Genomic DNA, 24,351 nt, shown 5'->3' on the forward strand with positions numbered 1-24,351 from the left:
TTTATGGTACTCGTCAGGCTCACCTTTCTTTTGGAAAGGAGTCGGGGGCTTACGCCGCCCGCATGTGCCGCAAAGGCGACTTCTCAAACTTGCTGCGCGCGTAGCTCAGGTTGATAGTCAACTCATCAGCCCCAATTTCGGAGGGCATCTCAAACATGGCATCCGTCATGATGCTCTCGCAGATGGAGCGCAGGCCGCGGGCGCCGAGGCGGTACTCGTCGGCCTTCTCCACGATGTACTCCAGCGCCTCATCGGTGAAGTGCAGGTCGATGTTCTCCATGCCGAACAGGCGCTTGTATTGCCGCACCAGCGAGTTTTTGGGCTCGGTGAGGATGAGTCTTAGCGTGCTCTTGTCCAGTGGGTTGAGGTGCGTAAGCACCGGCAGGCGGCCGATGAGCTCGGGGATGAGGCCGAAGCTCTTGATGTCCTGCGCCGACACGTAGCGCAGGAAATTCTGCGTGTCTACCTGCTCGTCGAGGTTCGTTTTGGCAAAACCCATCGGCTTGGTATTCAGGCGGCTCTTGATGATGCGGTCGAGGCCGCTGAAGGCGCCGCCGCAGATGAAGAGGATGTTTTCGGTGTTCACCGAAATCATTTTCTGCTCGGGGTGCTTGCGGCCGCCCTGCGGCGGCACGTTGATGGCGGTGCCTTCGAGTAGCTTCAGCAGGGCCTGCTGCACGCCCTCGCCGCTCACGTCGCGGGTGATGCTGGGGTTGTCGCTCTTGCGCGCAATTTTATCGATTTCGTCGATGTACACGATGCCGCGCTCAGCCGCTTCGAGGTTATAGTCAGCGGCTTGCAGCAAGCGGGTGAGGATGCTTTCCACGTCTTCACCCACGTAGCCGGCCTCCGTCAGCACCGTGGCATCGGCGATGCAAAAGGGTACTTGCAGGATTTTGGCCAGCATGCGGGCCAGGAAGGTTTTACCGGTGCCGGTTTCGCCCACCATGATGATGTTGGACTTTTCAATATACACCTCATCCTCCTGGGGCTTCTGCATCAGGCGCTTGTAGTGGTTGTACACCGCCACCGACATCACGCGCTTGGCTTCGTCCTGCCCCACTACATACTGGTCGAGGTGTTGCTTAATGGCGCGGGGCTTGATGAGATTAAAGCGCGGCTGGTTGGCGGCGCTTTGCATTTTTGCTTCCTCAGCCAGAATATGTTGGGCCTGCCCCACGCATTTCTCGCAGATGTGGGCATTGATACCCGATATCATCACGGAAACGTCGCGCTTGGGCTTGTTGCAAAAGGAACAGGTGATTTCGGGCATTGGGCGAGGCTGGGCGGGGGAAAGCGTTTTTTAAAGAAAACGGCTACGAAGATACGACACGACCACCGGGCAACGCCACAGCCGATGGCAGCTTGTTTGGTCGAACGGCTTCAACACGTAGTTGTCCGGTTTTGATTCGTACTTTCGATACTGAACTTTAGCTATCCGTTGCATAATCTAAGCTGATAATGCGTGCGTTTGTTTTGTGCTCAGGTAGTTGGCGAAACTGTTGGGTGCTGCTGCTGCTGTTAAGTAATGTAACCTCGGCCCAGACGCTGGCCCTGCGCCGCTACACTACCGCCAACGGCCTGCCGCAAACCATGGTGTACGCTATCTGTCAGGATGGTCGCGGGCAGCTCTGGGCAGGAACGCAGGGCGGGGTCTGTGTTTTCAACGGGCAGGAATTTCGAACTTACGACGGCCGGCATCACCTGCCCGACAACCACGTGCGGGCGGTGGCCCCGGCCCCCGACGGCACTATCTGGCTGGGTCACGAATACGGCGGCGTATCGTGGCTGCGCGAAGGGCGCGTGCATCCCTGCCGGCTGCGTGGGTTGCATCTACCGGCCCACGTGCGAAGCATCTACTGCGCTTCCAGCCAGATAATTTGGGTAGCCACGGCGGGCCAGGGCCTGTGGCGGCTACAGTGCGGGCCCCGCGATACGCTGCTGACGCGTTTTGGCCGGGGGCAAGGCCTGCCCAGCGATTCGGTAAGCTGCGTGAAGCCCGGGCCGGGCGGGCAATTGTGGGCCGCTACCGCGGGCGGGTTAGTGGCGGTGGGTTTAAAGACACAAGCCTTGCCCGCTTCGCCGAATCGAACGGCGGTCAACGGCTTTCACTGCGTCGGCGACACGCTGGCTTGGTGTGCCACCGCCAATGGCCTGCTGCGCCTGAACTGCCGGGCAAAGGGGCAGCCCTGGCAGATTCAGCGTTACGACGTCAGCGATGGGCTGTGTAGTAACCAAGTGCTCAACGTAGTGCAGGACCGCACCGGGCAGGTGTGGGTGGCTACCGGCGGCGGCTTGTGCCGGGCGCAGCGCGGGCAGCGCCGCTTCGTGTGCTTTGCCGGGCAGCGCAATTTCGACAGCGAGCAGGCTCACGACCTGCTGGAAGACCGCGAGGGCAGCCTGTGGATAGTGGACGACAACGGGCTGGGGCAGCACTTGGCCGATGAGCGGTTTACGCAATACGCGCCCGCCGAGGGACTGCCTGACAACGAGGTGCATAGTGTCTTGAAAATCGGGCTAACCACCTACTGGGTAGGCACCCGGGCCGGGCTGGTGGCGCTGAACACGGCTGCGGCCAGCGGCCGGCCCTTCCGGCCGGTGCCGCTGCCGGGCGGGCTGGGCGGGCACTTCGTGCGGAGCCTGCTGCGCGACCGGCGCGGCGGCATCTGGGTGGGTACGCAGGGCGAAGGAGCCTTGCGCTACGACCCTGGTACGCAGCGCTGGACTTCGTTTAACCAGAAGCCGGGCGTGCGCGGTCAGCGCATCGCCAGCATGGCCGAAGACCGGCGCGGGCGCGTCTGGCTAGCCACGCGGCAGGGCGGCGTGACGGTGTTCGACCCGGCTAGCGGGAGCTTTCGCAATTTTAATGATGAAAATAGTGCGCTGGGTAGCAGTAGTTTCTGGAAAGTGTTTCGAGACCACGCGGGCCGGCTATGGCTGGGTTCGGATGAGGCGGGCCTGATTTTGGTTGATACCGAGCACGACACCTTTCGCCGCGTCGATGGCCGGGAGGGGCGGTTGAGCGTGGGTTCAATTAGCGAAGACCAACAAGGGAATCTGTGGCTGGGCAGCATCGGGGCCGGGCTGCTGCGCTACGAGCCCGGCACGGGGTATTTGCAGGCCTTCGGGCTCGAAACCGGCCTGCAAACGCTCAATCCCTATTTTGCCCAGTGCGACAGCGCCGGGCACGTGTGGCTGGGCACCAACCGGGGCCTCGACTGCTTCACTATTGCTACCCGCCGGGCCGTGAGCTACGGCCCGGCCGAGGGTTTCGCAGGTCTGGAAACCAATCAGAACGCCGTGATTCCGGACCAGGCAGGCCAACTATGGATTGGTACCGTGAACGGCCTGATGCACTACGACCCCGCCCGCGCCCATGCCAACCGTGTGGCGCCCCAAACGCAGCTCACCGGCCTGCGCGTGGCTTTCCGCGACACGACGCTGACGACGGCGCTGGTGCTGCCCTATCGGCTGAATAACCTGGCCTTTGAGTACGTGGGTGTGAGCTTGACCAACCCCGCCAAAGTGCGCTACCAGTACCGGCTGCGGGGGTTCGATGAAACCTGGCGGGGGCCCGTGACGACTACTGCCGCCACCTACACCAACCTGCCGTCCGGCAGCTACACGTTTGAGGTAAAAGCGGCTAACAACGAAGGCATTTGGAACCGGGAGCCCGTGGCCTTCAGCTTTCAGGTGCGGCCGCCGTGGTGGCGTGCCTGGTGGGCTTACGTGCTGTATGCAAGCAGTCTGGGCTTGGGGATGTACGTGGTACTGGCCAACACCAAAGCCCGCGAGCGGCAACGCGCCGAACGACAGCTGGAGCGGCAGGCGCTGCTGCACCTGCAGGAGCTGGACCGAGTCAAAACTGACTTCTTCACCAACGTAAGCCACGAGCTGCGCACTCCGCTCACGCTCATTCTGGGGCCCGCCGAGATGCTGGCCACCGAGCCCGCCGATGCCGTAGTGCGCGAGCAGGGCGGGATGGTACTCCGCAACGCCCAACGGCTGCTTACTCTTATCAACCGCCTGCTGGATTTGAGCAAGCTGGAAGCGGGGGCCCTGCGCCTGCTGCCCACCTCCGGCGATGTGGCCCGCACGGTGCGGCAATTGGTGGCGGCATTCGAACCGTTGGCCGCAAGCCGGGGAATCAACTTGCACTTTGAGGCGGCGGCAGAGCTGCCGCTGGTATTTGACGAAGCCAAGTTGGAGGATATTCTGACCAATTTGCTGGCTAATGCCTTGCGCTTCACACCGAATGGGGGCGAGGTGCGGGTGCTGGCAACGAGCACGGTCGCTACGGTTGCTGCTCCGCTGGGAGGCGTCAGCATTATGGTGCAGGACAGTGGCGTAGGCATTGCCGCGGCCGATTTACCACATTTATTTGACCGTTTCTATCAGGCCACCGCTCCTGTCGCTGGCCCGTTGCGCACGGGCACCGGCATCGGGCTGGCACTGGTGCGTGAGCTCACGGAGTTGCACGGTGGTACCGTGGCGGCCAGCAGCACGCCCGGTGCCGGAGCCCACTTCACGGTGTGGCTGCCGGTTGGGCTGCGGCCGGTGGCCGAAATCCCCATGCCAATGGTGGGCCCGGTGTCGGTGGTAGAAGGCGCCGTAGCCGAACTGCTGGCCGATGCTGAATATGGGCCCGCCGAGGCTGCTGGCGTAAATGCTGAGGCTGATTTAGTGCTGGTTATCGAAGACAGTGCCGAAATTCGGGAGTTCATTCGCGCCACGCTGGCGGCAGTGGGCTACCGCCTGCTGTTGGCTGCCGATGGCACAGCCGGCATAGGTTTGGCCCAGGCTGAAGTGCCCGACCTGGTGGTGAGCGACGTGATGATGCCTGGCCTCGACGGCTACCAAGTGTGTGCCCAACTCAAGGCTGACCCAGCCACCAGCCATATCCCGGTGGTACTGCTCACGGCCAAGTCAGGCCCCGATGCGCGCCTCGAAGGCCTCGAAACCGGGGCCGACAGCTTTCTGGCCAAGCCCTTCGCCCCGCGCGAGCTGCGGGCCCAGGTGCGCAACCTGCTGACGCTGCGCCAACAGGTGCGGGCGCGGGTCGAAACGGCATTGCAGCCAGCTTTACCCGTCGAAGAACCACTCACTGCTGCCGAACCAGCGCCCGCCGTTCCCGACCCATTGGCGGCCCACGTCGCCGCCGTGGCCGCGTTGCCTTCGGCCGACCAGAAATTCCTGAACCGCCTGAACGAGCTTATTCTTCAGCACCTCGACGATGAGGAATTTGGCGTGGACCAGTTGGGCCAGGAAATCGGCCTCAGCCGGACGCAGCTGCACCGCAAGCTCAAGGCAATCACCGGGCAGTCGCCCGGCGACTGCATCCGGCAAACCCGGCTGCTGCGGGCGCTGGCGCTGCTGCAGGCGCGGGTGGGCACGGTGGCCGAGGTGGCGTACCAGGTGGGCTTCAGCAGCCCCAACCATTTCTCGACGGCCTTCTCCAAGCAATTTGGCTACCCACCAAGCGCGGTGGGGAAGGGGGACGCAGTTTAGAAGAACAAAGTAAAAACTGGTGGTAGGGGTGGGGCTTGTCCCGTCCGAATCGGTTGTGCCGTTCTTTTTGACGGTGAGGTTTTGCCAGGCGAGGGTAAGACCCGCCCCTGCATTTTCGGCGCCGCGCAACAAAAACGAAGCCTTTTGCAACGCCTAAGGCTTTGTCCTAAGCTTTTTGCAACAAAATGGCATGGCTGCCGCCCACCGCAAATCCGTGTTTTGCAAACACAAACTCACCGGATTTGCTGCCCGCCCCCGGCCATGTCAAGCGCCCCTGTTTTTTCTGTTTCCCCTGCCGCCGTGCCGGCCCAGCGCCTCAACGTGGCCGACCTGGCCTGGGCTACCGAGCTGCTGGAGGCGGCGCTGGCCGACTACCCACTATGGGCCTACCTGCGGGCGGTGGCGCCGGGGTTGTCGGTGGCATGGCTGCTGCGTGGGTTGCTGCGCTTCGGCCTGCGCTACGGGGCCGTGTATGCCAGCCCCGAGCGTACGGCGCTGGCCCTGTGGCTGCCGGGGCGGGTGCGGGCCACGTTGGGGCGTCTGCTGCGCGCCGGGCTGCTGCCCGGTGCGGCCTGGCGCCTGGGAATAGCTGGTTACCAGCGCCTGCAGACCTGGCTGATGGCCACGGGCTGGCTGCACCAGCACAGTGCGCCCCTGCCTCACCAGCGCCTGCTGGTGCTGGCGGTGCATCCGGCGGCGCGGGGCCGGGGCGTGGGGCGGCGGCTGTTGCTGGCCACGCTGGCCGCCCGGCAGGCCACCCGGCAGCCCTGCTACACGGCTACTGCCGAGGCTGCCCAACTGCCTTTTTTTCAGCGCCTGGGCTTTCGGGTGGTCGGACATTGTCCAGTTGATGCTGCCGCACCCACCCTTATGGATTGGGCACTGGTACGCTACGCAACTACTTAGTCATTAATCTCTCATCAATCTCTCATTCTCCACCATTCCAGCCCTTTCCCTATGAAACGCTTTGCCCACCCCCTGCACCTGCTTGCCTGCTTGTTGCCACTCGCTTTTGCCGTCGCCCTCACCAGCTGCAGCGACGATAGCGACGACAGTCCCACACCCAGCGCCGATACTATCGGCGAAGTATCGGCTACCCTCAACGGCGACGGCTTCACTAACTACGCTTTCAGCCAGACCGCCTCACGCGCTGGCGCGCCCGATGGCGAGGGTGTGTTTGCCAGTGCCCGGCAATTCACGCTGTGCGCCGTGAACAGCGCCAAGGCCAGCGAAGACGGCCAGAACTACTGGGGCGTGATTGTACAAGGCCCTGCCGCACCCGTCACCCGCGCCTGGGAAAACAGTCTCAATCTCGACTATTCTCGCAATACCATCTACCTCAACGTGGTGCGTAATGGTGAGACGCTGAAATACGTGTGTTTCCTGGCGGCCGGTACCCCGGCCGGTGGCCAAACCACCATCACCAAGTACGGCGCCAACAAAGGCCGCATCGAAGGCACCTTCTCGGGCACGCTTTATAACAACGCCACCCGCGTGCCGCTGACCGTCACCAACGGCAAGTTCTGGGTGACCCGTACTTCGACCGACGTACAATAATTAACCTATAAAATGCTGCTCATGAAAACGTTTTGCACCCTTTGCCTGTCGGTCCTGTTCCTCGTGGGCTGCGGCAAAAAAGACTCCGATTCGCCCACGCCCGACCCCAATCCGACCGGCAATTCCTTCATAAAAGCCACCGTGGCCGGCAGCCCGGCTTTCGACGCGACGGGTGATATAGGGGTGGTGAACGGTACGCGCCTCAGCAGCTCCGACCCGGAGGATGCCCCGGCCCGACTGGTGCTGCGCGGCACAATGAGCCAGGGCAGTATTATCATTATCACGCTGATAAAGTTCAACGGGGCGGGTACTTACTTACTGAAAGCTGACTACGATGCTACCATTGGCACCAGCCTCGCCAGCTATTCGGAAAATGGGCTGGGCGGGCCGTTTTACTATTCGCAGTACATGCCCAATGCCGGCACGACCGTGGGGCAGGTAGTGGTGACGAGCTACGATGCCGCTGCCAAGCGCATTCAGGGTACTTTCAGCTTCACGGGCAGCACTTTGCCGCCCAGCGGGCAGACTGCCACCACCAAGCAGCTGACCAACGGCACATTCGATGTGCACGACCTGATATTCTTTTAGAAGCAGGGCCGGGGCTCGTCCTCGTCCCGCCATCGTCCCGCTAGTTTCTCAACTCCTTTTAGCTATGCTTCGCCTGCCCGTTTTGCCCGTCGTCGGCCTGTTATTGCTGACGGCGGCCTGCTCCTCCGATAAAAAGACCAATGAGACGGTCGCGCCGCCGCCCGCCGCTACGCCGGCGCCGGTGGCCGCTGCCCCGGCTGCCGAGCCGGTTGCCGCTACGCCAGCCCCCGCCGCTCCCACTGCCCCGGCCGGTTTCGACCCCGCCACGGCGCCCGTGGTAACGCCCACACTGGGCGCGTTTCCCTTCTTCAGCCTGCTGGATGGCTACGTGAAGGTGGACGAGAAAACGGAGCCCGGCAATTCGCTGCGCGAGTTCAATAAGGACGCCAACTTCGACCGCTACGAGTTTTTCGATGGCGCCAAAATCATCCCCGTCGAGGGGCGGCTACGCACGATGTACGCCAAGGGCACTTCGGCCTCGTTCTTCCAGGTGCAGAAAACCTACGAAAAGCTGGTCAAAGACCTCGGCGGCGTGACGGTGTTTGAGGGCCCGGGCGAAAAAATGGCCGACCTCAAGCTCAAGTATGAAGAGCCGCGCCACCGGGCCCGCTACAACATGCTGCCCCACGAAAAATCGGGCGTGTACATGCTGCGCACACCCGACAAGGAAATCTGGGTGGAAGCCTACCAGGCCTACGGCAACACGCCCGAAAACTACTGGCTGACCGTGGTGGAGAAAAAAGCCCTGCCCATGGAGGCCTCCGTGTTGCCCGCCGCCGAGATGAAAAAGGCCCTCGACGCCACCGGCCACGTGGCCGTGTACCTCAACTTCGACACCGACCAGGCCACCCTCAAGCCCGACGCCCAGGCCAGCATTGCTCAAATTATCAGCCTGCTGGCCCAAAACCCCGACCTGAAGCTCTCCGTGGACGGCCACACCGACAACGCTGGTACCGCCGCCCACAACCAGCAGCTTTCCGAAGCCCGCGCCCGCACGGTGGTGGCCACGCTCAGCGCCCAGGGCATCGCCGCCGACCGCCTCAAAGCCCAGGGTTTCGGCCAGACCAAGCCCGTGGCCGACAACGCCACCGATGCCGGCAAAGCCAAAAACCGCCGCGTAGAGCTGGTTCGGCTTTAGTGTTGCCCGCTATATTTGTAAAATTTTCTATTCAATCAACTCCCGCGTAGCTAATGGAAGCCACCACTTCTCGTCTCGCCCTGGTTGTTGCTCTGCTCGGGCTGACCCTGGGCAGCGCCACCGCCCAAACGACCACCAAAACCACGGTCAAAACCACCACCAAGCCCGCCACGAAAGCGCCGGCCACCACCACGAAAACCACTACCAAAACCACGACGACCAAGCCTGTTGCCGCTCCCAAGCCAGCCGCCGCGCCGGCCCCGGCGCCCGCCCCCGCTCCGGCCGAAGCCGCGCCGCGAGCCAGCCGCGCCGCCCGCACCGGTCCCTTCAAGGAAGGCACCAACGCCCTGAATCTGGGCATCGGCATTGGCAGTGTGTACAGCTTTGGGGGGGGCTATTTTGGCGGTAGCTCGTCGGTGTCGCCCGCGCTTAGCATCTCGTATGAGCGGGGTATCCGGACGATTGGGCCGGGCATTCTGGGCATCGGCGGGTTTGTGGGCTACCAGGGCGCCAGCTACGACCTCGGCGGCGGCGACAAGATTAAGTACCGCGACATCCTCGTGACGGTGCGCGGAGCGTTCCACTATCCGGTTACCCCGGAGTTTGATGCTTATGGCGGGGTTGGAATCGGCATTCGTCACGGCAGTACTTCTTACGAAGGAGATTATTTCGAAGCTCTTAGCTCTAGTAGCTACAATGATTTTGTGACCGGAATTTTTGCGGGCGGGCGCTATTTCTTCACCGATAATATCGGGGCCTTTGGCGAAGTCGGCTACGACCAGAGTTTCCTGAAAGTCGGCCTGACGGCCAAGTTCTAAGGCTGCTGGCACGGTTGCGCGGGGCAGTGGCTGCCAGATTGGCGGGCTGGCGCGTTATCTTGCAAGTCATGTTCATCACCTCGCGACCCGTTGAGCCCACTACCGCGCCGCCGCCGCTCACCTGCGCCGTGCTCGACGACGAACTGCTGCCGCGCCTGGCCGTGGTAAAAGCCCTGCGCCAACACGCTGGCCTGCAGCTGCTGGGCCAGTTTGCCAGCGTGGCCGAGATGACGGCCGCCCTGCCCGCGCCGCCCGACGTGCTGTTTCTGGACATCGAAATGGGGGCCGACAACGGCATGGCCTACTACAAAAGCCTGCCCCAGCCGCCGCTGGCCGTCTTCATCACCTCCCACCCCGAATACGCCCTCGACAGCATCGAAGCTGCGGCCTTCGACTACATTGTGAAGCCCTTGACCGATGAGCGTTTTGCCCGCGTGGCTGCCCGGCTGCTGGAGCATCAGGCCCTGCGCCACAAGGCGGCCCTATACGAGCTGCACGTCGGGGCCGAGTTCCTAAACATCCGCGAAGGCTACGAAACCAGCCGCGTGCCGGTGCAGGACATTGTGTATCTGGAGGCGCTGGACAATTACACCAAAATCCACACTACCCGCCGCCGCTACCTCACGCTGCTGAATCTGAAGCACCTCTGCGAGCAGCTGCCGCCCTTGCGCTTCGTCCGCATTCACCGCACCTTCGCCGTAGCCCTGGACAAGGTGAACCGCCTGACCGGCTCCGAGCTCATCGTGGGCGGCACCGCGCTGCCCGTAGGCCGCACCTACCGCCAGAAGCTGGCCGAAGCGCTGCGCGAGGCGCATTGAGCAGCTCTGCCTCTGCGTCTTCTGCGCCACCACTGCGCTCTCTGCGGGAGGCCGACAGAACACGCTAATCTTTTTCTGCCGCTAGGCGCTAATATTGTCGGAGTACCAGGCAATACCGACGTGAAAAAGCTCAGAAATTGGAAGTGGCTGGGTGCCTTCATTGCCATAGTGCTGACGCAACCAGCCCGTGCCCAATCGGCCCACGCCGAAGCGCAGCGCCTGGAGGTAGAAGTGGACAAGCACCTCAAAAACCAGGATTTCAACCGTGTCGGTCTGCCCGTCTTCCTGCGTGCCATCCAAGCCGATGAACGGGCGCAAGACGACACCCTGAAGGCCCAGCACAGCCTGTTTGCGGGCATCAGCTACTACGAGTTGGGCCGCCTCGACAGCGCCGCCTCGCTGCTGCGGCAGAGTATGCGCCTGAGTTTAAAGATTGATAACACGCCACAGTTCACCCAGGCGGGGGGCTACCTGCACACCGTGTACGACAAACAGGCTCAACCCGATTCGGCCCGAAACCTACGCAGTCGGCTACTGAAAATATATCCGCACACCAAACCGAATAGCCAGGCTCGCTTAAATCTGGATGATTTTCTGGCCGAGTATTACCAGAACGACGGCCAGTATGCCCGCGCCTTGCGGCATCGGCTGGCTATTCTGGCGTTTCGGCGGCAGCGGCCCGACCGGCCGGCCGCGCTGGGCATTGCGCTGGCCAATGTGGGTGAGCTATTCTATCTGCAGCAGCAGTACCGCCAAGCCTTGCGCTACCGCTACGAGGGCTTGCTGGAGCTGCGTAAAGACCCCACCATGCGCGCCACCATGCCCGAGCTGCACGCGATGATTGCCAAAACCTACCGCGAAATGGGCCAGCTCGATTCGGCTAAAATGCAGTATGACATCGGCCTGCGCTACTTGGCTGCTAACCCCGACCCTAATGCTGCCGGCTACCTCTATTCGGAATTGAGCTCGGTGCTGGCCCAGCAAGGTAAGCTGGCCGAGGCCAGGCGCTACAGCCAGCGGGCACTCGCTAGCTTCACCAGTTCAGGCGATGTAGATGGCCGCGCCCAGGCCTACTATTTCGCCGGCGACCTGGCTTTGCGCGCCCGCGATTTCGCCCCTGCTCGTGCCTACTTGCGCCAAGCCTACACGTTGGCCCTGCAGCTCCAGAGCAACGACCGGCTTGAACCCATCGCCCGCCGCCTAGCTCAGGCCGAAGCCGCTACCGGCAACTACGCCGAAGCCTACCGCCTGCGTGAATTGTCGGCCACGCTGCTCGATTCAGCCCACGCCGCCACCGGCCAAAAAGCCATGGCCGAGATGGAAGCGCGCTACCAGAACCGCGACAAGCAACAGCAAATCAAGGTGCTGAATAACGAAAACCGCCTTCGCGTTGCCGAAGCCGCCAGCCAGCGCCGCGCCAAATACCTCGCCCTGACCGGCGTGGCGGCCCTGCTACTGGTGCTGGGGCTGATTGGCCTGCTGCTACGCCAGCGCCAGCGCACCGCCGCCCAACTGGCCCGCCAAAACGAAGAGCTGGCGGGCCTGAACCATCGCCTCAACCGTAGCAACGCCCAACTGGCCGAAGCCAACCAAACGAAAGCCAAGCTCTTCTCCATCATCAGCCACGACCTGCGCGCCCCTGTCGGCAACCTCTTCCAGCTGCTGGAAATCATCCAGGAAGCGCCCGACCTGCTCGACGAAGTCACGCGCCAGCAGCAAACCGCCCACCTGCGCCAAACCACCCGCGACCTGCTCGACACAATGGAGGAGCTGCTGGCCTGGTCGAAAGACCAACTCGACCACCTCGACCCAGTAGCCGAAGACGTGGCCATACTGCCCACCCTGCAGGAGCTAACGGCTTTATACGAGCCACTTGCTCAAAGAAAAAGCATTCAGTTGACAATGAACTGCCCACCCAAGCTGCATTATCAAACCGACCCCAATTTCCTGCGTGTCATCCTCCGCAACCTCGCGCAGAATGCTATTAAATTCACGCCCGAGAGCGGCAAAGTCAGCCTAAGCGCCGAAGCCGGGCCAGACAGCCGCCTGACCCTGCGCGTGAGCGACACCGGCCCCGGCATGGATGCCGCGCAGCTGGCGCAACTGCTTTCCGCTGAAGGTGCTAAGCCCGCCGCTGGCGACCCCGCTCACGGCCTCGGCTTGCGCCTCACGCAAGAGTTTGTGGAGAAGCTGGGCGGCGTGCTCACGGTGGCGTCGGAGCCGGGACGGGGCAGCGTATTTACGGTCGTGTTGTAGAGCCGTTTGCCGTTCGCCAATTACGTGGTGTCGTTCACCCATTAGTGCTAGGAACCGAATAGTCGCGCGGGCGAGCTTTGAGTATCTCAACGCTCAATCTCTCACTATGCAACACCTGTCCAATCCCTGTTTGCTGTTGGCTGCAACGCTGGCGCTGCTACCCACATTGCTTCATGCTCAGAGCGTCGGCATCGGCACCGCTACTCCCAGCACCAAAGCCGCCCTCGAAATAAGTGCCGCTGATAAAGGCCTGCTCATCCCGCGCCTCACGGCCGCGCAACGCACCGCCATCACCTCGCCCCCGCAAGGCCTGATGGTGTACCAAACCGATGGCACTGCCAGCGGTGGTAGCCAAACCGGCTTCTGGTACTACGCCGGTAGCCCGGCCGCCTGGGTGTTCCTCAGCCCGGCCGGGGATAATATGGGCAACCACATCGCTACCCAGAATATCAACCTCACCGACAAGCTACTGGTGGGCGGCACCGCCGCCAGCCCCGGCAGCACTGGCCTGAGCGTCAGCAACGCTGGTCGCGTCGGCATCGGCACCACCGGCCCCGCCGAAGCCTTACACGTCATCGGCGACGTGAAAGTGGGCACCAACCTCAGCTGGAGCAGCAGCGGCGACCGGTTTTTAAAATTCGGCGACGGCGACTACGTAGCCATCGGCGAAGCGAATGCCGATGACCTCATGCAGCTGCACGCCAAAACGTTTACTTTCATGCCCTCGCCCTCGGGCACCGCCGCCAACGGCTATACCGGCAACGTGAGTATCGGCAGCGCGGCCACGCCGCTCACGCGCCTCAGCATCACCCCCAGCACCATCGAGCCCAAAATCACCCTCTGGGATGGCGGCAGCACTACCAGCCACTACGGTTTCGGCATCAGTAGCGGGCAGCTCAACTACCACGTCGGCAATACCGGCGACGCCCACGCCTTCTTCGCCAGTGGCAAAAACGGTAACGGCACCGAGCTTATGCGCATTCTCGGCAGCGGCCGGGTCGGCATCGGCACCGCCGGCCCCGCCGCCACCTTCGAAGTGCGCCGCGGCACCGCCACCGACGGCACCGCCGCCTTCTGGGGCAGCACCCGCACTTCGCACTTCAACTACTCCACCGCCGAAGATACCTACCTGCGCGGCGGCAAGGCCACCAGCAACGTGTATCTCAACGATAACGGCGGCAACGTGGGCATCGGCACCACCACCGTGCCCGAAAAACTCAGCGTAGCCGGCACCGCCCGCGCCGATGCCAACACTGCCACCAGCGCCGCCCTCATCGGGGCCAACGCCAACACGGGCGGCTACGCCACCGGCGTGCGCGGCACCGCTGCTGGCAACGGCTACGGCGTGCTCGGCATCGCTGGCAACGGCGGCTACGGCGTCAGCGGCACCGCCGACGGCAGCGGCGGCCGCGGTGTCGACGCCTTCGCCCTAGATGGTACCGGCGTGTACGCCGAAACCGAAAGCGGCTATGCCATTCAGGCCATTGTCTCCAATACTGGAGCTAACAATGGCTACGCCATCCGCGCCCAAGCCACCGATGGGGTAGGGGTAGTAACCACGGCCACCACCGGCAACGCCCTACGCGCCACCGCCAATGGCACCGTTCCGGCCGCCGTTATCACTCAGAATGGTAGCGGCCTGGCACTAGATGTGACGCGGGGAGCCGTGCGTACCAAAGAAGTGCGTACGCCCAGCACGGGCGCACATAATATGCTGGCTACGGGTTACGGACTGGTTAGCAACGCCTTCGCCCTGGCTGTTTCCAGCTCATCCGAGAATTTCACGGTCACCACCACTCCCGGTTTGCCAGGAGCCTACACGCTCACCTTCCCACATCTGAGCGGAGTCGACCTCAGCGATGCCTTCGTAATTGCCACACCTGTCCCCAACGCTATTAATACCACCGATTTCGTAACTACTTCCGGCGGTGCCAATGGTGTAATTTATATCAACACGTTCCAGGGAAACTTCAACCGAATAAACGGTAGCTTCAAATTCATTCTGTTTGCTCCCTGAACAAAAAAATGCCCCTGCCGCAAAGCAGGGGCATTTTCACAAAAAAACAATCAGCGAAATCAGATAAACCAGCCGAAAATCAGTGATTTATTTCTTCTTCTCCAGCACCTCATCAATCAGGCCGTACTCCTTGGCCTCATCGGCGCGCATCCAGTAGTCGCGCTCCGAGTTGTCGTAGATTTCCTGGTAGGTTTTGCCGGTGTGCTTCGCCAAAATGTCATACAGCTCCTTCTTGAGCTTCAGAATTTCGCGGGCCGTGATTTCAATGTCCGTCGATTGGCCTTGCGCGCCGCCCGAGGGCTGGTGAATCATCACGCGGGAGTGGGGAAGGGCCGAACGCTTATTCGGCGCACCACCCGCCAGCAGCACGGCGCCCATCGAGGCGGCCAGGCCGGTGCAGATGGTGGCCACGTCGGGGTTCACGTACTGCATGGTGTCGTAAATACCCAGGCCGGCGTACACCGAGCCACCGGGCGAGTTGATATACAGCAGGATGTCCTTCTTCGAGTCGGCCGACTCCAGGAAGAGCATCTGCGCCGTCAGGATGTTGGCGATGTAGTCGTCCACGGCCGTGCCCAGAAACACGATGCGGTCCATAATCAGGCGCGAGAACACGTCGATTTCCCGGAAATTCTGGGGCCGCTCCTCGATTACCGAGCGGGTCATGTTGCTGGGTATCATCATGCCCGAGCGCAGCTGGCCTTCAACGTGGTTGATGTATTGGTCAACGCCCAAACCGTTCAGGCCCTGGCCCTTCACGGCAAACTTGCGAAATTCTTCTTTATTCAGCATGGAGGTGAATTGTAGCGCCGGCGGCAGCTGGCGCGGGTTGTTTGGATAACAAGACGCGAAAGAACCCGAAATGTTGTGACAACAAAAAAAGCCCTTACTCGCGAAAGTAAGGGCTTTTTAATTCAAACCGGCGCAGGCTTAGCTGTGCAGGTCGCGGAATTCTTCGGCCGTTACCGGCTTGTCATTAACAACAACTTTGCCGCGCAGATTTTCGAGCACTTTCTCTGCCAGAATGGCTTCATACTCCTGCACGTACTGCTTGCCATCCTCGCGGCGCAGCTGCTCGTCGGCAAATTTGCGCATCGACTCGCGCAGCTCCTCGGGCATGTTGGCCATGCCGAACTGGCTGGCGAATTTGCCCATGGCGCGGTCGAGCACTTCGTCGTAGCTCACTTTCAGGCCGGCATCCTCCACCACTTTGTTACGGATGAGGCTCCACTTGAGCTCCTTCTCGTAGTCTTCGTAGTGCTCTTCCACCATTTCGGGCGTCAGTTTGCCCTCGTTGGCACGCACCAGCCACTTCTTGAAGAATTCCTGCGGAATAGCCACGTTCACGCTGTTCACCAGCGTCTCCACGAGGCGGTTGTTCAGCGAGCCTTCGGCTTCGCGGTTGTAGTTGTCCTGGATAACTTCCCGGATTTTAGCATCGAACTCCTCCTGGCTCGAAACAGCCTCGGGGCCAAATACTTTGTCGAACAGCTCCTGGTTCATTTCAGGAGCAGCCGTGCGGTTGATTTTCTCCACCGTGAAGGTGTAGTCGCCGCTCACTTCTTCCGCTTCCTTTTTGCTCAGGCCGGTGAAGCCGGCAATTGCCTTGGCGTCGCCAAAAGCCTTGCTCAGGTCGAAGGTCACCACGTCGTCGGCTTTCACGCCCACGAATTTGTCCTGACCTTCCTTCACTTTGTTGATGGGCAGCAGTACGGGACGGCCTTCGCCTTCCTCATCCGCTTTTTTCAGCTTGCCCAGCAGGTAGTCGCCAGCCTCGGAAGTCTCGGGGTTGGTGGTTTCGCCAAACTGACGGCTAATCTGCTCGTTGGTCTGGGCCACGGTGTCGTCGTCGAGGCTCACCTTGTGCAGGTCCACGTTCACATCGGCCGGCAGCTCAAAGTCCGACAGCAAACCCAGCTCAAACTGGAAGTCGAACTCCTTCTCGTTTTCAATGTCCACGTTGTTAGCTACCGGCAGGGGCTCGCCGAGCAGCTTCATGTTGTTTTCCTTGATGTAGCCGTCCACGGCTTTGCCGAGCACTTTGTTGAGCTCGTCGGCCAGAATGCCTTTGCCGTACATTTTCTTCACCATGCCAAACGGCACTTTGCCGGGGCGGAAACCCTTAATCTGGGCGCGCTTGGCGTAGTCTTTCAGCTGGCTTTCTACGGCGGGGCCGTAGTCGGCTTCGGTCAGGTGCACGGTCAGCAGGCCGGTGTGCTGCGCCTCGTTGCGGTCGAGCGTAATGTTCATTCGTGGGAAAAATGAGCCCAAGCCTTTTGCTGGTGCTCAACGGGTTAAGGTGGTAAAAAGAAACCCCCAACCGCAAAGCTGAGGGCTCATAGCAAACACTAAAAGTGCGGATGGAGGGACTCGAACCCACACGCCTTGCGGCACCAGATCCTAAGTCTGGCACGTCTACCAATTTCGCCACATCCGCGTGACATTCCCGGGGGCCGTTTGCTACGGGCCCGCAAAGGTAAGGACTTGCGGGGCAAAATCAAAGATTGGTGGAAAGAACGAGCAAATGCACAAAAAAGAACGTCATCCTGAGCGCAGCGAAAGGACCTCGCCCGCTTCGCTGTGGTGGTAAATTCTAATCGTCTATTTGAAGAGAATTACTGCTGCTACCAGCGCGGGCGAGGTCCTTTCGCTACCTCAGGATGACGTTCTTTTTTCGCGCGCTCAACAACTAAAAACCACTTTTTCCCCGCGTCCTTCGTTAATTGCCGCACTATGCCTCCCGTAATTGACCTCGAAGCGGAACGCCAGGAAATCCTGCGTCACTACCGCCGCCTGCTCCGCACCGCCAAGCCTTACCTTAAGGATGGCGACCCCAAGCTGATTAAGAAGGCCTTCAACCAAAGCCTGGAGGCGCACAAGGAGATGCGCCGTAAATCGGGCGAGCCCTACATTCTGCACCCGCTGGCCGTGGCCCAGATTGCGGTGGAGGAAATCGGGCTGGGTACCACCAGCATCGTGGCGGCGCTGCTGCACGACGTGGTGGAGGACACGCCGACCGAGCTGTCCGATATCGAGCGCGACTTCGGCACCAAGGTGATGCGCATCATCGACGGCCTCACTAAAATCTCGGGCGTCTTCGACTACGGTACGTCCGAGCAGGCTGAGAACTTCCGCAAGATGCTGCTCACGCTGAGCGAGGATGTGCGCGTGATTCTCATCAAAATCGCCGACCGCCTGCACAACATGCGGACGCTCGACTCGATGCCGCGCCACAAGCAGCTAAAAATTGCCTCCGAAACGCTGTACCTCTACGCACCGCTGGCCCACCGGCTGGGCCTCTACGCCATCAAGAGTGAGCTGGAGGATTTGTACCTCAAGTTTACTGATACCGAGGTTTATAACGACATCCGTTCGCGCATCAAGCAGAGCCAGGGGGCCCGCAACCGCTTTATCAAGGAGTTCACCCACCCGATTGAGGAGGAATTGAAGGCGCAGGGCTTCGATTTCGAAATAAAAGGGCGGCCGAAGAGCATTTACTCGGTGCTCAAAAAGATTAAAAAGCAGAACATCACCTTCGATGAGGTGTATGACTTGTTTGCCATCCGGGTGATTCTGGACGTGCCGCCGGAGCAGGAAAAGGCTGCCTGCTGGCAGGTGTACTCCATCGTGACCGACTTCTACCAGCCCAACCCCGACCGCCTGCGCGACTGGGTGAGCACGCCCAAAGCCAACGGCTACGAGAGCCTGCACACCACCGTCATGAGCCGCACCGGCCAGTGGGTGGAGGTGCAAATCCGCTCGCGGCGCATGGACGACATTGCCGAGAAGGGCTACGCCGCCCACTGGAAATACAAGGATACCGGCAGCATTCAGCCCGAAAGCTCGCTCGAAGACTGGGTGAACCGCGTGCGCGAAATGCTGGAAACCAACAATTCCAGCGCCATCGAGTTCATGGAGGAGTTCCGGCAGAACCTCTTCGTGAAGGAGGTGTACGCCTTTACGCCGAAGGGCAAGCTGGTGATTCTGCCCGACAAGGCTACGGCGCTGGACTTTGCCTTCGAAATCCACTCCGAAATCGGCCTGCACTGCCTTGGGGCCAAGGTGAACCAGAAGCTGGAGCCCTTCAGCTACCAGCTGCGCAACGGCGACCAGGTCGAAATCCTGACTTCGCACAAGCAGCGGCCCACGGCCGAGTGGTTCAATTATGTCATCACGCCCAAGGCCCGGGCCAAAATCCGCGATTTCATCCGCGACGACCGCCGCGCCAAGGCCGAAGACGGCCGCTTCATCCTCACCAAGCGCATGGAGCTCATCGGCGTGCCCTTCACGCAGGAGAATTTCAACCGTCTGCTGGCTTACTTCAACGTGGCCACGGCCCAGGAATTCTACTACCGCCTGGCCATGGGCCAGCTCGATGGCCGCGACATCCGCGACTCGCTCTTCACCGCCGACGTGAAGCTGCCCGCCATGCTCGAGCCCAAAACCTTCGACGAGGAAGTGCAGAAAATCCGCGGTGTGCGCCCCGACATGCTGGTGGTGGGCGAGCACACCGACAAGTTCAACTACAGCGTGGCCCGCTGCTGCAACCCCATCCCCGGCGACGACGTGTTCGGCTTCGAAACCGACCAGGGCATCATCATCCACCGCACCAGCTGCCCCCGCGCCGTCGATTTGATGTCGAACTACGGCAACCGCATCATCCGCGCCAAGTGGACGGCCCAGTCGGAGCTGTCCTTCCTGGCCGGCATCCGCCTGCGGGGCTCCGACCGCGTGGGCATCGTCAACGACATCACGCGCATCATCTCCAACGCGCTTAAAGTCAACATGCGCTCCATTACCATCGACGCCAACGACGGCTTTTTCGACGGGCAGATTCTGGTATTCGTCAACGATACCGACCACCTCGACAAGCTCACGCAACGCCTGAGCAAGGTGCAGGGCGTGCTGCAGGTCGAGCGGTTCGATACGAAGTAGGGAATTGGCTTTTAGAAGGAAATTTATGTCTTTAAAGGCTTAGCAAAGACCGAAAAGGTCTTCGCTAAGCCTTTAGTAAGCTTCCTTATCACCCAAACAGGCTTAGCGAAGACCTTAACCGGCTTCGCTAAGCCTGTACAGGGCCTGGCTATCACCCAAACGGCCTTCGCTAAGCTCCAAATAAGCTTAGCGAAGGCCGTTTGGGTGATAGTCAAGCCCTAAAAAGACAATTACGGCTTGGGCTTGCTGCCGCCCCCGCCCCCGGGACGCTTGTAGTACGCGTTAATCTTGGTGCGCAGCTCCCCCAAATCCTGCGTTTCGCCATTATCTTTCTCAATATCCTCGTGGATGTTATCCACGATGAACCGGATATCCGAGCCCAGCACGTTCAGGGCATTCTGCAGGCGCTTCATGATGGGTTCGAGCTTGCTCAGCAAATCGGCCAGCACCCGATAGACCACCAGCTTGGCCTGTAGCACGTCCAGCTTAAAGCCCTTGCGCATCACGTCGGGCGCTTCGGTGGCGGCCTGCACCGCCAGGTCGGCCAGGGGCAGGCGCTCGGGCGTTATGGTGGCCGACGTTTTCACGTCGGGGCCCAGGTTGGGAATGAAATTGAGGGCTTCCGCCGCCTTCTTAAACGCGTCGGCGGCGGCAGTTGCTTTGGCCGCTTCTACGACGGCCGGATAGTTGTTGCCTTTAGGCATGAGTGAGAAGGGTAAAATGGTGAGAAAAAGGCGCTACTATTCCTGATAAACAGAAGCATTAGCGCTGCAAGGCAAAAGAAAATTCGGATAATGCAAACTGTCCGGGCAGGGGAGGGGCACGTATCCCGGGAGGGCGGCGTTACCACCTCACCCCGCCTAACTCCCGCCGTTGTAATTTTACGTCGTGTCCAAGTCCATCCTCCCCACCATCAACCACGCCGGCGGCTCGTCCGACGACGGCCACGCCGCCCGCCACACCCCCAGCGCCGCCGCCCAGGCCCCGCTCAACACCGAGAAGCTCGACGAAGTCAAGAAGCTCTTCACCGCCCACCTCGAAAACAAAGGCCTCCGCAAAACCGCCGAGCGCTACGCCATCCTCGAAGAAATCTACACCCGCGGCGGCCACTTCGATGTGGAGGAGCTCTACGCCGGCATGAAGGAGCGCGGCCTGCAGGTCAGCCGCGCAACCGTTTACAACACCCTCGACCTCCTGGTTGAGCAGGGCCTCGTCAGCAAGCACCAGTTTGGCCGTAACCTCGCCCAGTACGAAAAGAGCTACGGCTACCGCCAGCACGACCACGTCATCTGCACCGAATGCCATAAAGTCGTGGAGTTCTGCGACCCCCGCATCCACGGCATCCAGACCATGGTGGGCGACTTGCTAAACTTCCATATCTTGCACCACTCTTTGAACCTCTACGGCATCTGCGGCGACTGCCGCGCCAAAGCCGCCAGCGGCGAAGCGCATTCTAAATAAGCTACTTCTAACTTCCATAAAGAAGCCTGCAAAATTCCGTCCGGCTCCCCTCCCCATCGGGGAGGGGCTGGGGGTGGGGTTTCACCGTCAGGACGATTTCGCCAATGACCACCACCAGCACTGTTCAGGACAACATCCTCTTCGTCCACCTCGCCGGCGACCTCATCGGCAGCCCCGACACCCAGCTGCTCCTCCAGTCGGTGAACGACCACCTCGGCGAGTCCATCACCAACTGCGCCGTCGACCTCTCCGAAATCCGCTACATCAACTCCACCGGCATCGGCATTCTCGTTTCGCTACTCACTAAGTTCCGCAGCCGCGGCGGCGAGATGGTCCTCATCAACCCCGCCGACCACCCCAAAAAAATGCTGGCCCTCACGAAGCTCAATAACATCTTCGCCGTCGCTCCGACCGAAGAAGCCGCCCGCCAGCAACTCACCCCAGCCGCCCAATAGGGCGGCTATTTTTTTGTCCGTCTGTCATGCTGAGCAAAGCGAAGCATCTTATCACGGCAGCACGACCCAATAGCACAACCATTTCAACTTAATACCAAATAGAAACCCATCTTCGTCAGGCTCCCCCTCTCCCCCGGAGAGGGGGCCGGGGGGTGAGGCCAACCATCAGAACATGCCCGTAGACGTACTAATCGGCCTCCAATGGGGCGACGAAGGAAAAGGAAAAATCGTCGATGTCCTCGCCCCCACCTACGACGTAGTCGCCCGCTTCCAGGGTGGCCCCAACGCCGGCCACACCCTCCACTTCAACGGCCAGAAGCACGTCCTGCACCAGGTCCCGAGCGGTATTTTCCACCCCCATATCCTCAACGTCGTCGGCAACGGCGTCGTCCTCGACCCCGTCGTCTTTCGCCAGGAGCTCCAAAAACTCACCGATAGGGGAGTAGACTGGGCCCAGAACCTCTACATCTCCAAGAAGGCCCAACTCATCCTCCCCAGCCACCGCGCCCTCGACCGCCTCAACGAAGACTCCCGCGGCACCTCCAAAATCGGTAGCACCCTCAAAGGCATCGGCCCCACCTACCAGGACAAAATCGGCCGCACCGGCCTGCGCGTGGGCCACATCCTGCTCCCCGATTTCGAAGAGCACTACCAGAAAGCCGTCGCCCAGCACGCCGCCATCGCGGCCCATTATAATAAGGAGTTGGAAATCGAAGCCCTCGAAGCCGATTTCTTCGCCGCCGTCGCCTTCCTGCGCACCCTCCAGCTCACCGATACCGAGTTTCTGCTCAACGACCTCCTCCGCCAGGGCAAGCGCGTCCTTGCCGAAGGCGCCCAGGGGGCCATGCTCGACATCGACTTCGGCACCTACCCCTACGTCACCTCCAGCAGCACCATCGCCGCCGGCGCCTGCACCGGCCTCGGCATCGCCCCCCAGCACATCGACAAGGTCTACGGCATCACCAAAGCCTATTGCACGCGCGTCGGCAGCGGCCCCTTCCCCACGGAGCTGAATGACGAAGTCGGCGAGCAAATCCGCCAGGCCGGCCGCGAGTTCGGCTCCACCACCGGCCGTCCCCGCCGCACCGGCTGGATAGACCTGCCCGCCCTCCGCTACGCCATCATGCTCAACGGCGTCACCGAGCTCCACCTCATGAAGGCCGACGTCCTCGACGACTTCCATGAAATCCAAGCCTGCACCCACTACCGCCTCCCCAGCGGCGAAACCACCCCCCACCTGCCCGACCCCGGCCAGCTCCACCTCGTCACCCCCGAGTACCTCACCCTCCCCGGCTGGGCCACTAACCTAACAGATATCACCGAAGCTACCGCCTTTCCCGCCCCCTTGCAAGACTACCTGGCTTTCCTGGAAAAGGAGCTGCAAGTCCCCGTCCGCATCGTCAGCGTGGGTCCCGACCGGGTAAGCACCATTCAAATCAGCTGATTCCGAAAATGGATTTCAAGCCCAATAAGGTCGAAATGGAAAAGGTATCCGCCTTGCCACCGTTCGACCGCTACCAATACACTACAAAGAAGGTCGCCGACTTCGAGTAAGCATACACCCTTGTATACAGAGACGGTACTTGGGCAACAGCTGATGCAGACGGCAAAACCCTAGTATCAATATGGCCCGCCGCTAGCTATGCTGAAAGTAATGTGATAGGGGAGTGGCAGGATTGCCAGGTGAAAAGCCTCCCTCTCGAGTAGCTGTTATTACTAGAGCAAGACAGTTTCCTCGTCAATGTGTTCTCAGTCAATGGCAAAACCGGTTTCATTGTCAGCCTTGATGAATTAAGAAGGGATTTGGAAGAAGAGCTGGAGCAGTACTGAAAAAACAGGGTGGAGAGAAAAGATGTAAAAATTTCCTCTCCACCCTCAGATACTTACAACCCGCCGCAAAGAAATTTCGTAAACCAGCCCTTGCCCGCTCAAAAAGTCCTCCTATCTTTGCAGTCCCAAACGGCAACCGGCCCACGGGAAACACCCGAAACCCACGTTTCAGGAAAAACGCAAGTAGGAGGGAACTTCCCGGTTAGCCAGTCTGTCTAGCTACCCGTGCCACCCCAGCAGCCCACGAAAATTTATTTTCCGCCGCTGTTGCGAAAGTCAAAAAAGTCCCCGTACCTTTGCACCCCGCTTCAACAGGAGGCGGCCAGACTTGAAAAGCGACACGAAAAATTCTAAAAAATTTTTCGCCTGAAACTTGGAAAGTCAAAAAATACCGCTACCTTTGCACTCCCAAATAAAACAAGGGTGTTCGAAAGAGCAAAACAACAAACACTTTTTCAGTTTGTTGCCCTAGTAAACTTGCTACAATAGGTAGCGACAGACTTTAAGAACAACGACGAAAATCTTCAAAAATTTTCACTCCGAGTTTTGAAAGTCGAAAAAGTTTACTACCTTTGCACCCCGCTTCAATAGGAAGCGAATCGCTTGAAAAGCTGAAACGAAAAACACTGAAAATTTTTCGCCTTAAGTTTGGAAAGTAAAATAAACCTCTTACCTTTGCACTCCCAAATAAAACAGGGCGCTGCAATCGCAACGAGAAAGGGTTGAATCGCAGCCCACATTGCTACTTCGATTGGAAGTCGCACACGTTCTTTGAATGACGGAAACAAACAAAATAGTAAGTGTTTCACTTGCTCGCTTTCTTCGGAAAAACAGCAAGTTAAATAACTAAGCGAAACGAATTAAACGATTAACGTCAATTTGTGAGCAAGGTCAGCACTCGACATCAGCCCTAGTACGCTAGGGTGTAGAAAATTTTACAATGGAGAGTTTGATCCTGGCTCAGGATGAA

At 60.3% G+C, this 24,351-nt stretch carries 17 protein-coding genes, 1 tRNA gene and 1 pseudogene; 14 read left to right on the plus strand and 5 right to left on the minus strand.

What is annotated here, in order from left to right:
• Nucleotides 1-49: 49 nt before the first annotated feature.
• Nucleotides 50-1,273 carry an ATP-dependent Clp protease ATP-binding subunit ClpX gene (clpX, locus tag Q5H93_RS20835; RefSeq protein ID WP_305008636.1) on the minus strand — a complete coding sequence of 408 codons (1,224 nt, stop codon included), beginning with the start codon at nucleotides 1,271-1,273 and terminating at the stop codon, nucleotides 50-52.
• A gap of 233 nt (nucleotides 1,274-1,506) precedes the next feature.
• Between clpX and Q5H93_RS20840 the strand changes: the two genes are divergently transcribed.
• From Q5H93_RS20840 to Q5H93_RS20880, 9 genes are all read left to right on the plus strand, one after another.
• A complete protein-coding gene (locus tag Q5H93_RS20840) occupies nucleotides 1,507-5,508 on the plus strand; it encodes a two-component regulator propeller domain-containing protein (RefSeq protein WP_305008638.1) in 4,002 nt (1,333 codons plus the stop codon).
• A gap of 300 nt (nucleotides 5,509-5,808) precedes the next feature.
• Nucleotides 5,809-6,414: a GNAT family N-acetyltransferase gene (locus tag Q5H93_RS20845; RefSeq protein ID WP_305008639.1), complete on the plus strand. Its 606-nt coding sequence runs from the start codon at nucleotides 5,809-5,811 to the stop codon at nucleotides 6,412-6,414.
• A gap of 51 nt (nucleotides 6,415-6,465) precedes the next feature.
• Nucleotides 6,466-7,065, plus strand: a complete 600-nt coding sequence (locus Q5H93_RS20850) for a hypothetical protein (RefSeq protein ID WP_305008640.1) — start codon at nucleotides 6,466-6,468, stop codon at nucleotides 7,063-7,065.
• A 21-nt stretch (nucleotides 7,066-7,086) separates the two neighbouring features.
• Nucleotides 7,087-7,653, plus strand: a complete 567-nt coding sequence (locus Q5H93_RS20855) for a DUF6252 domain-containing protein (protein WP_305008641.1) — start codon at nucleotides 7,087-7,089, stop codon at nucleotides 7,651-7,653.
• Between the two features lie 64 nt (nucleotides 7,654-7,717).
• A complete protein-coding gene (locus Q5H93_RS20860; RefSeq protein WP_305008642.1) occupies nucleotides 7,718-8,791 on the plus strand; it encodes an OmpA family protein in 1,074 nt (357 codons plus the stop codon).
• Nucleotides 8,792-8,844: 53 nt separating this feature from the next.
• Complete coding sequence (locus Q5H93_RS20865) at nucleotides 8,845-9,609, plus strand: outer membrane beta-barrel protein (protein WP_305008643.1); 765 nt, start codon at nucleotides 8,845-8,847, stop codon at nucleotides 9,607-9,609.
• A 68-nt stretch (nucleotides 9,610-9,677) separates the two neighbouring features.
• A complete protein-coding gene (locus Q5H93_RS20870) occupies nucleotides 9,678-10,427 on the plus strand; it encodes a LytR/AlgR family response regulator transcription factor (RefSeq protein ID WP_305008645.1) in 750 nt (249 codons plus the stop codon).
• A 120-nt stretch (nucleotides 10,428-10,547) separates the two neighbouring features.
• Nucleotides 10,548-12,683, plus strand: a complete 2,136-nt coding sequence (locus tag Q5H93_RS20875) for an ATP-binding protein (RefSeq protein WP_305008646.1) — start codon at nucleotides 10,548-10,550, stop codon at nucleotides 12,681-12,683.
• Nucleotides 12,684-12,789: 106 nt separating this feature from the next.
• Entirely contained in the window at nucleotides 12,790-14,700 is a 1,911-nt protein-coding gene (locus Q5H93_RS20880; protein WP_305008647.1) for a phage tail-like protein, read from the plus strand.
• 87 nt (nucleotides 14,701-14,787) lie between these two features.
• On the opposite strand, the gene Q5H93_RS20885 is transcribed toward Q5H93_RS20880, so the two are convergent.
• From Q5H93_RS20885 to Q5H93_RS20895, 3 genes are all read right to left on the minus strand, one after another.
• Complete coding sequence (locus tag Q5H93_RS20885) at nucleotides 14,788-15,492, minus strand: ATP-dependent Clp protease proteolytic subunit (protein WP_305008648.1); 705 nt, start codon at nucleotides 15,490-15,492, stop codon at nucleotides 14,788-14,790.
• Between the two features lie 138 nt (nucleotides 15,493-15,630).
• Nucleotides 15,631-16,950, minus strand: a complete 1,320-nt coding sequence (gene tig, locus Q5H93_RS20890) for a trigger factor (RefSeq protein ID WP_305008649.1) — start codon at nucleotides 16,948-16,950, stop codon at nucleotides 15,631-15,633.
• 105 nt (nucleotides 16,951-17,055) lie between these two features.
• Nucleotides 17,056-17,137: transfer RNA gene (locus Q5H93_RS20895), tRNA-Leu, on the minus strand.
• Between the two features lie 296 nt (nucleotides 17,138-17,433).
• Here Q5H93_RS20895 and Q5H93_RS20900 point away from each other — a divergent pair.
• On the plus strand, nucleotides 17,434-19,635 hold the full coding sequence (locus Q5H93_RS20900) for a RelA/SpoT family protein (protein WP_305008650.1): 2,202 nt from the start codon (nucleotides 17,434-17,436) through the stop codon (nucleotides 19,633-19,635).
• Between the two features lie 230 nt (nucleotides 19,636-19,865).
• Here Q5H93_RS20900 and Q5H93_RS20905 read toward each other — a convergent pair whose 3' ends face one another.
• Nucleotides 19,866-20,339 carry a hypothetical protein gene (locus Q5H93_RS20905; RefSeq protein WP_305008651.1) on the minus strand — a complete coding sequence of 158 codons (474 nt, stop codon included), beginning with the start codon at nucleotides 20,337-20,339 and terminating at the stop codon, nucleotides 19,866-19,868.
• 184 nt (nucleotides 20,340-20,523) lie between these two features.
• On the opposite strand from Q5H93_RS20905, the gene Q5H93_RS20910 reads away from it, so the two are divergent.
• The 4 genes and pseudogenes from Q5H93_RS20910 to Q5H93_RS24265 all read left to right on the plus strand — a co-directional run.
• Nucleotides 20,524-21,096 carry a Fur family transcriptional regulator gene (locus Q5H93_RS20910; protein ID WP_305008652.1) on the plus strand — a complete coding sequence of 191 codons (573 nt, stop codon included), beginning with the start codon at nucleotides 20,524-20,526 and terminating at the stop codon, nucleotides 21,094-21,096.
• A 104-nt stretch (nucleotides 21,097-21,200) separates the two neighbouring features.
• Entirely contained in the window at nucleotides 21,201-21,551 is a 351-nt protein-coding gene (locus tag Q5H93_RS20915; RefSeq protein ID WP_305008653.1) for an STAS domain-containing protein, read from the plus strand.
• Nucleotides 21,552-21,723: 172 nt separating this feature from the next.
• Nucleotides 21,724-22,995: an adenylosuccinate synthase gene (locus Q5H93_RS20920; protein WP_305008654.1), complete on the plus strand. Its 1,272-nt coding sequence runs from the start codon at nucleotides 21,724-21,726 to the stop codon at nucleotides 22,993-22,995.
• Nucleotides 22,996-23,120: 125 nt separating this feature from the next.
• A pseudogene (locus tag Q5H93_RS24265) lies at nucleotides 23,121-23,258 on the plus strand (DUF2750 domain-containing protein); the annotation flags it as partial.
• Nucleotides 23,259-24,351: the final 1,093 nt, after the last annotated feature.

The organism is Hymenobacter aranciens, from assembly GCF_030580865.1.
Taxonomy (GTDB): Bacteria; Bacteroidota; Bacteroidia; order Cytophagales; family Hymenobacteraceae; genus Hymenobacter; species Hymenobacter aranciens.